General features: G+C 39.7%; 12 protein-coding genes and 1 pseudogene. 3 read left to right on the top strand and 10 right to left on the bottom strand.

Annotated features, from left to right (window positions below; translation table 11 throughout):
* Window positions 1-302 precede the first annotated feature (302 nt).
* The 5 genes from ACT3RN_RS11305 to ACT3RN_RS11285 all read right to left on the bottom strand — a co-directional run bounded on the left by ACT3RN_RS11305 (window position 303) and on the right by ACT3RN_RS11285 (window position 5,158).
* Window positions 303-1,445, bottom strand: a complete 1,143-nt coding sequence (locus tag ACT3RN_RS11305) for an SIP domain-containing protein (RefSeq protein ID WP_192529795.1) — start codon at window positions 1,443-1,445, stop codon at window positions 303-305.
* 104 nt (window positions 1,446-1,549) lie between these two features.
* On the bottom strand, window positions 1,550-3,739 hold the full coding sequence (locus tag ACT3RN_RS11300) for a TonB-dependent siderophore receptor (protein ID WP_192523513.1): 2,190 nt from the start codon (window positions 3,737-3,739) through the stop codon (window positions 1,550-1,552).
* 138 nt (window positions 3,740-3,877) lie between these two features.
* Complete coding sequence (locus ACT3RN_RS11295; protein ID WP_444518652.1) at window positions 3,878-4,546, bottom strand: hypothetical protein; 669 nt, start codon at window positions 4,544-4,546, stop codon at window positions 3,878-3,880.
* A gap of 29 nt (window positions 4,547-4,575) precedes the next feature.
* Entirely contained in the window at window positions 4,576-4,902 is a 327-nt protein-coding gene (locus tag ACT3RN_RS11290) for an integrase core domain-containing protein (RefSeq protein ID WP_201542238.1), read from the bottom strand.
* A gap of 13 nt (window positions 4,903-4,915) precedes the next feature.
* Window positions 4,916-5,158, bottom strand: a complete 243-nt coding sequence (locus ACT3RN_RS11285) for an integrase core domain-containing protein (protein WP_444518651.1) — start codon at window positions 5,156-5,158, stop codon at window positions 4,916-4,918.
* Window positions 5,159-5,283: 125 nt separating this feature from the next.
* On the opposite strand from ACT3RN_RS11285, the gene ACT3RN_RS11280 reads away from it, so the two are divergent.
* Together ACT3RN_RS11280 and ACT3RN_RS11275 are read left to right on the top strand one after the other, a co-directional pair.
* Window positions 5,284-5,595: a transposase gene (locus tag ACT3RN_RS11280; RefSeq protein ID WP_193009432.1), complete on the top strand. Its 312-nt coding sequence runs from the start codon at window positions 5,284-5,286 to the stop codon at window positions 5,593-5,595.
* Window positions 5,595-6,482 (top strand): IS3 family transposase, encoded by an 888-nt coding sequence (locus tag ACT3RN_RS11275; RefSeq protein ID WP_444518653.1) that lies wholly within the window; start codon window positions 5,595-5,597, stop codon window positions 6,480-6,482. The genes ACT3RN_RS11280 and ACT3RN_RS11275 overlap by 1 nt, the downstream gene beginning before the upstream one ends.
* 29 nt (window positions 6,483-6,511) lie before the next feature.
* On the opposite strand, the gene ACT3RN_RS11270 is transcribed toward ACT3RN_RS11275, so the two are convergent.
* Genes ACT3RN_RS11270 through ACT3RN_RS11260 form a run of 3 tightly spaced genes read right to left on the bottom strand, consistent with a single transcriptional unit; the run spans window position 6,512 to window position 10,496 of the window.
* Window positions 6,512-8,089, bottom strand: coding sequence for a hypothetical protein (locus ACT3RN_RS11270; protein WP_102094037.1), 1,578 nt, complete (start codon window positions 8,087-8,089; stop codon window positions 6,512-6,514).
* 25 nt (window positions 8,090-8,114) lie between these two features.
* The gene (locus tag ACT3RN_RS11265; protein ID WP_444518650.1) at window positions 8,115-8,813 is read right to left on the bottom strand and encodes an OmpA/MotB family protein; all 699 of its coding nucleotides are present in this window, start codon (window positions 8,811-8,813) and stop codon (window positions 8,115-8,117) included.
* A 12-nt stretch (window positions 8,814-8,825) separates the two neighbouring features.
* The gene (locus tag ACT3RN_RS11260; RefSeq protein WP_444518649.1) at window positions 8,826-10,496 is read right to left on the bottom strand and encodes a hypothetical protein; all 1,671 of its coding nucleotides are present in this window, start codon (window positions 10,494-10,496) and stop codon (window positions 8,826-8,828) included.
* Between the two features lie 91 nt (window positions 10,497-10,587).
* Here ACT3RN_RS11260 and ACT3RN_RS11255 point away from each other — a divergent pair, with 91 nt between their 5' ends.
* Window positions 10,588-10,893: a hypothetical protein gene (locus ACT3RN_RS11255; protein WP_444518648.1), complete on the top strand. Its 306-nt coding sequence runs from the start codon at window positions 10,588-10,590 to the stop codon at window positions 10,891-10,893.
* 110 nt (window positions 10,894-11,003) lie between these two features.
* Here ACT3RN_RS11255 and ACT3RN_RS11250 read toward each other — a convergent pair whose 3' ends face one another.
* Together ACT3RN_RS11250 and ACT3RN_RS11245 are read right to left on the bottom strand one after the other, a co-directional pair.
* Entirely contained in the window at window positions 11,004-11,408 is a 405-nt protein-coding gene (locus tag ACT3RN_RS11250; protein ID WP_102094033.1) for a hypothetical protein, read from the bottom strand.
* Between the two features lie 341 nt (window positions 11,409-11,749).
* Window positions 11,750-12,249 (bottom strand): annotated as a pseudogene (locus ACT3RN_RS11245) (hypothetical protein); the annotation flags it as partial.

The following is a 12,249-nucleotide window of genomic DNA, read 5'->3' as shown; positions in this document are numbered from 1 at the left end:
AAACTAGGCCGTATTGAACATTCACAAATAGCCCCTAGTGATCGCTAAAATTGTTCCAGACAAGGCGCAAATTGACGATAATGCAGAAATCTTAGCTAAAGTTGCAACGCATTACGAGATAATTTTAGCATCAGCCCTTACTTAACAAACTGGTACAGGACTCTTTTTGCCACTTCATTGATAAAAAATATTTTCTGTCAGGGACATGGTTGAATGTTCAACACACCCAGTTCATTTAGGTCATATTAACAAAATTAAGACTTGATAGCATATTCTAACTTTCTTCTGATTATATCCACTCTTTAAGACGCTCGCCAATACACCTTCATGACCATATCCTGCCGAGATAAATCAAACTGAGCCTTTAGTTGACGCCTTAACACTTTGGCATCCGCTGCACTAATTGCACCCCAGATTTTATCTATATGAATAGATGTGGCCTCTAAGCAGCTATCTATCGTAGAGATAATAGTGTCAGGGAGATTGATGGCTGGTGTATTCAAAATATGCACTATGTTATGTTGTTTAAAATTATCTATCTGTGCCAACGTCTGACTGAATTCGATATCTTGTAGATAAACCCTATCTGCCACATCACAAGTAACGACAATGACAATTGGCGCTATCGGATTTTGCCAATTTTCTAATAAATTAGCGACTGTTGGTATAGACGTTTCGTCGCAGATAAGCAGACATTGTCCGTCATTTAAATGCGCAATCTTTTCAGGATAATCGCGAACACTTTTCAGTTGTGTGCCAGCTAGTGCCGCTCTCGCCCAATTACCACCAGGTGTATCACCATGAATATAAGTATCCACCCAACCCTGTATTTGCTGAGTTTCTGCATCTTGCCATGCTTTTCGTAAGGTATAATAACGCTGTAATTTCTCCGAGGCGTTAGCAGAGGCGTTGGTAGATTCATGACTAATTGATACGTCAGCATTCATTTCAAACAGATAGGCATATCCTGCATGATTCAGTGGCGTATCAGCAGGTGCAGCGACTACCAATCGGAACATATTCGGGCTGGCGTAATAACCATCAATCACTGTGAAATGCCGCTCTTGCTGTTTTATCGCCTGCTTACCAAGTTTCTTTGAAGCCACTTGCAAGAGATTGATATATTGCGACTTCAAAGTAATGGTTTCATCAATAATATTTTCAAATTCAATAAAGAATTGACTGACAGCATCAGGCCGCGCGTCAGCTTCTAGATTTAGTAAAAGCCCTACATTTTGCACCGACGCTTCAAGTAATAGTCCATCGCTATAGACCTCTGCTACCACAACTGCCATCTCATTACTAAGCTTGGTATCAGCAAATGCTTCTACAAACAGCGCCAGTTCATCTTGATGCTCTTCATTGACATGATTCATAAACTTGGTTTTGGTCGCCACGGGTAATGGTACTTTATCAGTATAAAGATTATCAACAACTTGGGACATAACGGACCCCTTATAAAAAATAATTTCACAAAAAATATAAGGCGCCTGATCAACTCAATGCGCCTCATTTATTAGGCTTACGATATAGCAAGCCGTGATTCTAGCTAAAACTTATAAGACAGTGACGCTTTTACTTCACGTTCATCACCCGGTATATTAAACGTATTGAGCGAACCGACACGGACGTAATGGTCTTTATTAAATAAATTATAAACGTTTAATTGACCAGTGAGCTGCTCATTAAATGGATAACTGACCATCGCATCCCAGGTATTATAAGAATCTGCCTTGATACCTTGCGAGGATGAGAATTCACCGACGGCGTTGACACCCAATCCCATTGTTAATGGACGAGCAAGCAAATTATCCGCTTTATAGCTTACCCAAAGATTAGCAGAGTGCTTGGGCATCAATAGGAAAATGCCATCATCCCTATCACTCGATGCCTGTTTGATATCACTATCTAAATAGCTATAGCCACCAGATACTTGTAAGTTAGGCATAATTTCGCCATTAACTTCTACTTCTACGCCTTGCATTTGACGTTTTCCTAATGCCACTTGATCGCCATCTGCTGTGGGAGCAGCAGCATTTTCATCGGTCAGACGGTAGCCACTCAGTCTCGCTGACAAGGTATCTTGCCAATGACCTTTTAGACCGATTTCTATCTGATCGCCTTCACGCGGTTTTAGTAATTCGCCGTCTTGATTGGCAACATATTGCGGGGTAAAGACTTGAGTATAACTGCCATAGGCATTGATATTCGGCGTCAGCTCATACACAGCAGCCCCATAACCAGTGGCTTTGCTACTACTGTCAGTACTGGCATCAGCATTGCTAATCTTATCATCACTTTCTATCTCATAATGACTCAAACGACCGCCGACAATTAGGCTTAATTTATCGATAGGCTTGTAATTCACTTTGCCGTATAAACCCGTTTCACTCAGGGTGTTCTCAGTATGGGCAAGCGCAAAGCCTTTTTCACCGCGACGTGCTTGCTCAATAATACTGACTTCGTTCAAATCATTGATTTGTCCGACCGTTAAACCTTGACCCAAGGCTTTAGTACGCGCGTTTTCATTATCAGTTTTAAAGCGTTTATAGTCAGCACCAATGACATATTCGCTTTGATGGTTGCCAATCTTAAACGGTTGGCTTAGATTGACATCAGCACTAAGCGACGTTTCGTGAATATCTGCACCAATACCGGCAACACTGGTTTTATTATCCTCAAGGGCGCCTCCTGCAAAGGCATAATTATAATCAGCTTCTCTATCAGAGTAGCGCATACCAGCACTGATGACGCCGGCACTAGCAAGACGATGCTCAAAATCGGCAAAAACATCATGGCTTTGACTGTTAAAATCGTTCCACTTGGCACCATAAAAATCATCACGTGGTAGCGATATTAATGATTTATCAGCAAAGGTAGGCAGACCATTATCAGGGGTAATTTGCCGATCTTGCATCAAGTAGCCAAAACCAAATTTACTGTTCTCATTCAATTGCTTGTCGGCACTGACGTAGACCGTACTGTTTTGATTGTCTTTCCCGCCGATATCATCGACTACTGGATTGGCACGCTGATTGTATTGCAGCACCGTGCGACCAACGAGACTGTCATCAGCACTTAAACTGCCCTGCAGATCAGCAGACACGCCGTAGCCTGTCGGATTGCTAACATTGGCTTCTAGAATTTGATCTCCATCGGCTTTACCGCGCTTTCGAACCAGGTTCACAACACCGCCCATCTCTGACGCTGAATTAAACAAACCAGAAGGTCCGCGCATGACCTCCACTCGGTCGAATGCGGCTAAATTAGGCAAGGTGCCATTGATACTTGCCATGGGAGATGCGAGCCCATCGATACTGTATTGGTCATACTCATAACCACGAGAGTAAATAGACGAGCGCCCATCATCATTTTGCAGAACTCGTAAGCCTGTCGTGCGTTTGGCAATTTGATCTAAGGTATCAAGATTTAAGTCATCAATCTTTGCTTGGGTGATCACACTGATAGACTGTGGAATATTTTCTAGATAATCTGGTATCTTGGTGCCGACCGTCGCGACATTGGCATTATATAAATCATTGTCTTCACTCGGATCAATGGCATATAAAGGGTTTGCGGTAACGACAATTGTATCTAATGTGGTGCTAGGCTCTGAATCAGCATTATCTTGTAATTCAGCAGCAGTCGCTGGTACTGACATAAAGAGTAACGATAAAACAGAATAGCATAGCGGAGATAGTCGGAAATGCGAGGATTGATTTGAGGTATTATTAACCACGTGAGAATTCCTTAAAGCCATAGTAGATAACCCATTGGGTTTGTTAGTGGTTTTAAAAACAGATAACGATTAAACGGAAACGACTCTAGCTTCATCTAGTGAAGTCAGAGCCTGTTCTTACCAGTTAGCACTCAACAACTAGAATCCTCTAGCATTATCACTAGTCGCAGTATAAAAGATATTAAAAGCACTATTAGCGCCAGTTTTTATGACTTTACCATCTACTGTTGCACTGGCTTCGAAATTAACACCACCACCTGCACTTTCACCGCTAGCAATGTTAGGTAAGGTCAAAGAGTGTACGACCACTTTTTTATTGGTAACTGGTATATTTGCTTTGGTTATTTTGGTACCACGTGGTTTGACCACTTCGCCCTCTGCAACGACTGTTGATAAATCGTCATAAATGATATCGAAATTTAATAATTGTGCCTGATCAAGTTTTGCTTGACCATTGACAACAGGGATACCAACAAGAGTTTTGCTGCCACGATGGATCATGCGATTATCGATAACTTTACCATTATCTAGCTTTCTGCCTTCTGCAGCCACTGAGTTAGTTCGAACCATCAACATCACTTTATAGCCTGGTACTGCAACTTTACCTTTTCCATCAAAAATATCAGCGACCAATTCTGGTACATTTTTCGCTTTATTGATGACTACTCGAGCAGAGTTTTCAGAAACGGGATAGTCTTTGCCGTCAATCGTTAAATAACGGGTATCAGCATAGTTACTTTGAGTTTTCATGAGACCCGTGGTGACAGCATTAGAGGTAGATACAGGCGTTGCGCTAGACGATGACATCGTATTTTGACAGCCTGTGTAGTGGTCAACTAATTTAGGACACCTGATAAGAGGTTTTTGTTAAAGTAGCGTTTCTCTTTTTCTAGCGGTGTTAAATAGTCATTAAAACGGTGTGGTCTCACTGACTGATAATAGCCCCAAATATAATCAATAATGGCAGTCCGAGCTTCAGCAATATTCTCATAACCGCCCTTTGGCATCCATTCTGTTTTAAAGCTCCTGAAGAACCTTTCAGTTGGCGCGTTGTCCCAACAGTTACCTTTTCGGCTCATGCTCTGCTTCATGCCATTACAACTTGCCACAGATTCAGCAAACTTCTTGCTAGTGTAATGGGTGCCTTGATCAGAGTGAAACAACTGTAGTGGTCAACTAATTTAGGACACCTGATAAGAGGTTTTTGTTAAAATAGCGTCTCTCTGTTTCTAATGGTGTTAAGTAATTGTTGAAAGTATGGGGTCTCACAGTTTGATAATAGCCCCAGATATAGTCAGTGATAGCACTCTTAGCCTCAAAGATATCTTCATAACCACCCTTTGGCATCCATTCCGTTTTAAAGCTTCTAAAGAAGCGTTCAGTTGGCGCGTTGTCCCAGCAATTACCCTTTCTGCTCATGCTTTGAATCATGCCGTCACAACTAGCCACGGATTCAGCAAATGCCTTGCTAGTGTAATGTGTAGTGGCATAATAAACTTGGACAGCGCATAAGAGGTTTATACTAACCTAAAGAGGAAAACAGTATGACCAACAAACGCAATCAATATACCCGAGAATTCAAATTAGAAGCCATCAGCTTAGTCGTTGAACACAAACGTAAAATACCCGATGTGGCAAGCTCACTGGGCGTTGGTAAATCCACTCTGCAGAAATGGCTGACTCAGTACCGTCAAGAAATAAATGGCGAAGCACCTAAAGTCGGCAACGCCTTAACAGATGAGCAGCGAGAGCTCCAAGAACTGCGTAAACAGGTTAAACGGCTGACTATGGAGCGAGACATACTAAAAAAGGCTTCTGCTCTGCTGGCCTTGGACAGCCTGAACGGCTATCGTTAATCAGTCAGCTTGCAGAGCAAGACAAGCAGGTCAATAAAAGCCTTCTGTGCAAGCTGTTTGGCGTGATGAAGAGTAGTTACTACTATGGACTAAAGCCCAAGCCAATTAGCCTTGAAGCCGTCAAAACTAGAGCCTTAATACGTCAAATATTCAACGATTCAAAGCACTCAGCAGGTGCTCGTAGCATTGCCGCCATCATGATGAATGAACATGGCATCAAGCTGACTCGTTATATAGCAGGTAAACTCATGGCGCAGATGGGACTTCAAAGTCGTCAAATAAAAATGCATAAATATAAGCACGCTGATAACACGCATAAAATCCATGGAAACCTATTGAACCATAACTTTAGCCCAACAGCACCCAATCAAGTTTGGACAGGTGATGTGACCTATATTCGCATCAAAGGCGGCTGGTGCTACCTAGCCGTTACTTTAGACTTGTATGCCCGTCGTATTGTTGGCTTTTCTGTATCAGATTCCCCTGATAGCGCACTGACCGCTAAGGCGTTGCAGATGGCGTTGCAGATGGCGTATCAGACTCGCTTAAAGCCAAGTGGCGTGTTGTTTCACTCTGATCAAGGTACCCACACCAGTAAGACATTCGCTGAATCCGTGGCCAGTTGTAATGGCATAACGCAAAGTATGAGCCGTCGCGGAAACTGTTGGGATAATGCCCCAACAGAACGATTCTTTAGAAGCCTTAAAACAGAATGGATACCAAAAGGTAGTTATGAGAATATCGATGAGGCATCAACCGCCATTACTGACTATATTGGGGGCTATTATCAAACCGTGAGACCGCATACTTTCAATAATTATCTAACACCAGCTGAAAAAGAGAAACGCTACTTTAATAAAAATCTCTTATCAGGTGTCCTAGATTAGTTGACCACTACAATCCTAGAGTGGTTCAATCATCCATGCCGTACATGACGCTTTTGGTAGCTAATAGCATATTTATCCAACTCATCTTTGTGACGAGAGTATTTATACCAACGCTCTATATTTTCTAATCGTCCTTTATGGTCTATATTCTTACTTGGATTGATAAAGCTATCACCAAAAGTAGGCGTGTACACAAACCTATTAGGATTACCCATAATGATTTTAAAACTCTCTTTCAGGCACATTGCCATATCTCGTTGCCACAAAAACATATGATCATGGATAAGATTGAGTTCAATGTTATTAAAAACATGGCTTTCTATTTCATTAGGTTGTAATGCGCTATCGAGGAGCGCCACACTGCTCGTCATCACTAAGTCAGCTTTCCCTCCTGTGTTAACTAAAGGCTGGATAAAGTAATAATCATCAAACTTAAGTAAGACTGTTGGTACCGAAGCTACATTTTCTGCAATCATTGAACTAGAGTAATTTAAGGTGGACTCCTTACTCACCAATTTAATGTTAGCAGTGGCAAATATAGGTTGGTACTTAGCTTGTTGATTACTAGGAATCAATAACCAATAATCGATAATATGCTGCTGGTAGTTTGTCCAAAATATATAGCGGTTGATAGAGATACTACGATTACTTTCAATATCTTCATCGTTGACTTGCGCGATGTACCTCACCGCTTTTTCTAATTGGTAATAGTTTCCTGCCCCCAGCCAGCAACGCAGAATCTGTTGATATTCTTTACCTAATAATTGCTTGAATGCAGGATTTTTATTCCACTCTTTTAGCCATATATGAATATCCGTAAATTTGTGCGTTTGCTTTTCGAGTGTCGATAAATCTGTTTTAAAGTAACGATTACTAAAAATCGATTCAGCACGACTGACGGCAGAATGTATATCGGACCGACGCTTGAGATAAGGGTTAATGGCGCGGCTATAGGAAGATAGTTGTTTTTCTGTCAGTTTTAGATATAGAGCAAGCCACTCTTCATTTGCTTTACTTTCAAAATCCGTACTCACTGGCAGTTTATGCTTGGATAACAGTTGATGAACTGTAATATGGTTTTCTAATGCTACTGTAGCAAAATGGCTAGGTTGCTGAGACAATAAGGCTTTCACTGAAAGCTTAAGCATATTGTCTTGCCACTTATAACTATCATCTGCTAATAACATTCCTATTAGTGCTTTTAAGGCATATATATTAGCAAATTTCTCATACAACTCAGGGTTTCGCTGATATTGCAGTACCAATACTAAGCTGGCATATAGTGCCTGTTGATCCTCCATCTCTAGGGCAGATAGCCACCAATTATTAGTGACAGTTTTAGCAATGGCTTTATTTTTCCATTCTTCATTTTCGATGATCACTAATGCCAGTACATCAATAACACTAAAGGCACTGGTCTGGTTTATTTTTAAAGTATCAAATTTTTGCTCGGCACGTTTTTTAAGATCAGCATCGATATCCACTTCTTGCAAAACACTCAGATCCAATGTTTGCCAGGGCATGTTATCAAACAAGCTCTGATGAATTAATGATTTCATGGTGTCAGCATTAATGTGAGAAAAGTCAGCAATAAAATTAACAGACATACTTTTTTTCATAGCGAACAGTTACTCATATTTGTGGTGCTGAGGTCATTTGATTCAGTTTCTCAACTGTATCTTCTGGAGCTTTTAAAGAAGTCTCTTGGTCATCGCCTTCTTTGAACTCAAACCGTATGACCACGTTTCTATCATCTGGATTGGCGACTTCATCTGGGGTGCTGGCATCATTTTCGCCACGTCCAACGGCCGTCAGCTTCTGTAAAAATTGTTGTTTATAAGCAAATTCTGGCATGCTGTCGACGTGTGCCAAGATAGCGTTTGCACGCTGACTACTTAAGGTCATATTTGAGGTATAGCTACCAACTCTATCGGTGTGACCTTCAATGACAATACGATCAATCCTACTTTGTTGCTCCAGAGTCAATCCAAATATAGCTTTGGCATAGACTGGCATAATAATATCGAGGCTTTGTTTACCCTCGTCCTTAAGCGTAGCCTCTCCATGACCAAAATTGGTTTTTTCTGAAACAATAAGCCTTCCTGTTTTTTTATCAATATTGGCAGGGATACCCTTCTCTTCTAGTGCTTTTTTTAAATTGTCCGACACTGCCAAAATAATGGCATCTTTTTTATCTTGCTGCATAGACAAGATAGCAATACTCAATGCCAAAAATATTGCCATCAATCCTGTCATCATATCAGCCAAAGCAATCCAAGTGGTGGCATCCTCTTCATAACTCTCTAAAGGTTCATCGTCATACATTAGCATGTGTGTGCTCCTTTATTCGTCATCTTGATTTATGCTATTACTGGCAGTCAACAATACCGCGGAGGCAGTAATCATCTCTTTCATCATTTTTTCTAAAACTGCATTACTAGTGTTAAATTTATTAATATAAGCATCATTTAGCGTCTCAAAGGCTTTGGTAAATTCTTTTGGCATCGTCTGCCCTAATTCTTTAAGTGCATCATTAATGTCATCAGTGTGATCTTGCATAGCCCGTAGGTCTTTGACTAACGTACTTTGACCTTTATTCAAAGTGGTTGCGATGGTTGCCATTTGATTCAGGAGTGGCCCATACACTTCGCGTGATCTATCTATAGTTTTTAATGATTCTTCATTAAGTTTTCGTTGTGCCTCATCCATACCTTCAAACTGCTTACCGAGTTGATCTGCCGTTTCCTGTAATCTCTTATTCTGGACGCCAAGGGTTTGCTCAAGGGCTTCATTCTGTTGTGTGAAGAAGGTATCTAGGCTAAATTGATACTCTGTTCTGAAGGCTTCTAATTCGTCTTTTAGTTTTTTTGAGGAGTCATCCAATGTCTTATCAATATCACCTAAAGTATCTCTTAATGCACTGGCACTAGAATCAATCAAGACAGCTGCTCGTGACCCTGTATCTGAAAGCTCATCGTTCATACGAGTTAAATGACCATTCATATTGCTATCGAATTTGACTAATACACCACCTAAATTTTCAACAACGTCTTCAGATATTTGAGTAATAACACCACTCATCGCCGTATTCATGGCGGTTGTTGCCAAGGTAATCGAACTTACCATTCCATTTTTAGCAGTCTCCATACCTTCTTCGATAGCAGGCTGAATACTTGCAAGGTTCTCTTTTAAACCCACATTAAAGTCTGTTAGCGTTTTGTCCTGAGTAACCTGCAACTCACCCATTTTAGCGACTGTCGATGATATTTCTTCGACACTGCTTTGTATTGCACCTTTCATAGCAGTGGTTGCTAATGTAATTGAGCTTGTCATGCCGTCTTCAGCAGCTTTCATACCCTTTTCAATGGCAGGCTGAATACCAGCAAGATTGTCTTGTAGATCAGTATTGAATTCTTTTAATGTTTTATCTTGATTTTGCTGTAACGTTTCCATCTGATCTACTGTAGACGCCATTGCGCTGACTAGTAAATTTGTATTTGTGACAAAATTACCCATCTGCTGAGTCACATCCCCCAGTTTTACAATCAACTGAGTGTTAGTGACTTGACTCTTATCAACTGCCTCAATAACTTTACTGGTCGTCTCATTGGTAGCGGCAATTTCATTTTTGATAGGTATTAATATATCTTCTTTTAAATCAGCCAATAACTTATGGATGACATCACTATTATTTTTTTCTAATGCCTGAGTCATTTTAGCTAAGGGTTCTGTGAGTACTTCTCCAATTTTTTCGGAAATAACATCGCCCAGCTTGTCCATATCGTAGCCAGTTTCGATATTTGTAATCGCACTAGACATACGAGTCAAAGTATTACTAAGAGTCATAAATAGTTGCTGCTGCGCTTCTGCTTGGGTTTTTTGCACATCACCTTGCTGCTTAGTCAGACCACTTATTTCTTGTAAATAATCACTTTGAATATTGGTTTTGGATGAAATATTAGCCAAATTGTTCAGATACTGACTATGGCTTTTCAGTTCATTTAAAGTTGACATATTAAGTGTATCTAACTTAGTTTGGCGACTTTGCATTTCAACTTTAGAATTAACTTTTTGACTTAAAATTTGATTGTTTCTACGAGCCAATATGGAGAAATTAACAATCATAAAAAATATTGCAGAGCTTATACCTAATATAGAAAAACTAAAAACTGAACCTAAGCTTTTAATGAAGTCAGACAAATTTTCATTATTGATATTACCTAAATCATTTAGCTGTAACCCTACTAAAGATTCGGTAAGAGCAAAAAATGTACCTAATAGCCCTAAACTGGTTAAGATACTAGGCGCAAACTTTAGGATACTACTTGCGCCATTATTAGTCTTTTTCAGCGCTAAAGCACCAGTTGCAATAAAAAATAAAAATGCTATTAAAATAGCAAAGAATATATAAGGGTTATGTTCTAATGCCATTGCCGTAATTTCAAATTTATTAAAAACCAGCCCAAGTATACTCTGTAATATATTACCTAAATCCATATGACTCTCAAATTAAACAAAAGGTTAAAGGTTAAAAAAAAGTTGCTCTTTTTTGGTTAGATTTTCTAGCAAAACACTGTAGGGAATATGACATTTTCTATCTGGATGCTGACGAGCATAAAGTGAATAAAAAACACCATCTCCATTTATGCCTTTTTCATCAGGGTCAAGCATTAGTATCAAATCATGCTCTAGATATTCATTTAGTTGACTCTCGCTATAAGTCAGTCTTAATGCTGTAAGCTGGCAATTCTGTTTTTGGTTCAACAGTAAAGTACGTCTGCTTTTATAATAATTATTTTCAACTTTACTGAGTTCAGGAAGTGGGTTTGTACGTAAATAATCATCGCATTGATGCCATAGATTATTATAATAAACTGCATGAATTAGCCAAGTCGATGCATCTTGGGTCTGTAATGGTTCTAGCATTTCTATATTCCATATTGACTAATATTGAGCACTGAAATTTTAGTGCTTCATATCAATTGAAGCTATGTTGTCTGAATCTCTTAACCGCTTCTGCTTTGAATTCTGTATAGTCAGTTCAATATAATTTCGATACAAGGAAACCGAGTGCAAGTTATACATTAATATGCTTAGCGAGGATGACGCTGTAGCGGATTTATATAGACTTGACTATACTATAGCTTTACTTTTTCTTAGTCATGTCAAACGCATCATCGAGTCGTTAGTTTACTAAGTTTATTTATAAGGTTTATTCAGCATATCTCACTCCAATACTTGGTGAGAGATATGACTATCATTACGTATTAGCTATTATTCCGTAATCTATTCATAGCATTCTCTAACGCATTATCTCCTTCTGTATCACTTAACGTACTTGATAGTAGTGTGGCATTTTGGCGCAGTGAATGAACACTATTCAAGTTAAGCTTTACTTTTTGCAAAGCCTTTATAGTATCGTGATAGCCTGCTTGTATTAGTCTATCGACTGTTTCAACTGAAAAATCGAACATCGCCATCGTACCGCCTATTTTAATGCTAGGTCGGATCTCTATAATAGAGGTGTCAGGAAAATCATGACGATGCCATAGTGAACCATCAGCTAAGTGCGTCACAATAACGTGACGACAGCCTGCTTCTATCAATGGAGTGATAGGTGTATTTCCCTGTGATTTTAGATATCCCCCTTGCCCACCATCTGTATAACGCTCATTTTGAATACTATTAAATGCTTTAAAAAATAGAGGTACTGAAGCAGAGGCTAAAAGCACTTCTTTTTGCTCATCTAATGATAAAGATTGTATGT

It is taken from the genome of Psychrobacter sp. AOP5-GZ1-6, assembly GCF_052376345.1.
In the GTDB taxonomy this organism is placed as follows: domain Bacteria; phylum Pseudomonadota; class Gammaproteobacteria; order Pseudomonadales; family Moraxellaceae; genus Psychrobacter.
Note: the sequence above shows the minus strand (reverse complement) of the source record. Positions and strands in the feature narration are given on the sequence as shown.

Coding starts and splice junctions, on each gene's coding strand:
- ACT3RN_RS11285 (WP_444518651.1), bottom strand. CDS start 5,158: ATGAGCAGAAAGGGTAATTGCTGGGACAACGCGCCAACTGAACGCTTC.
- ACT3RN_RS11255 (WP_444518648.1), top strand. CDS start 10,588: ATGGAGAAATTAACAATCATAAAAAATATTGCAGAGCTTATACCTAAT.
- ACT3RN_RS11270 (WP_102094037.1), bottom strand. CDS start 8,089: ATGTCTGTTAATTTTATTGCTGACTTTTCTCACATTAATGCTGACACC.
- ACT3RN_RS11260 (WP_444518649.1), bottom strand. CDS start 10,496: ATGTCAACTTTAAATGAACTGAAAAGCCATAGTCAGTATCTGAACAAT.
- ACT3RN_RS11295 (WP_444518652.1), bottom strand. CDS start 4,546: ATGTCATCGTCTAGCGCAACGCCTGTATCTACCTCTAATGCTGTCACC.
- ACT3RN_RS11250 (WP_102094033.1), bottom strand. CDS start 11,408: ATGCTAGAACCATTACAGACCCAAGATGCATCGACTTGGCTAATTCAT.
- ACT3RN_RS11265 (WP_444518650.1), bottom strand. CDS start 8,813: ATGCTAATGTATGACGATGAACCTTTAGAGAGTTATGAAGAGGATGCC.
- ACT3RN_RS11280 (WP_193009432.1), top strand. CDS start 5,284: ATGACCAACAAACGCAATCAATATACCCGAGAATTCAAATTAGAAGCC.
- ACT3RN_RS11305 (WP_192529795.1), bottom strand. CDS start 1,445: ATGTCCCAAGTTGTTGATAATCTTTATACTGATAAAGTACCATTACCC.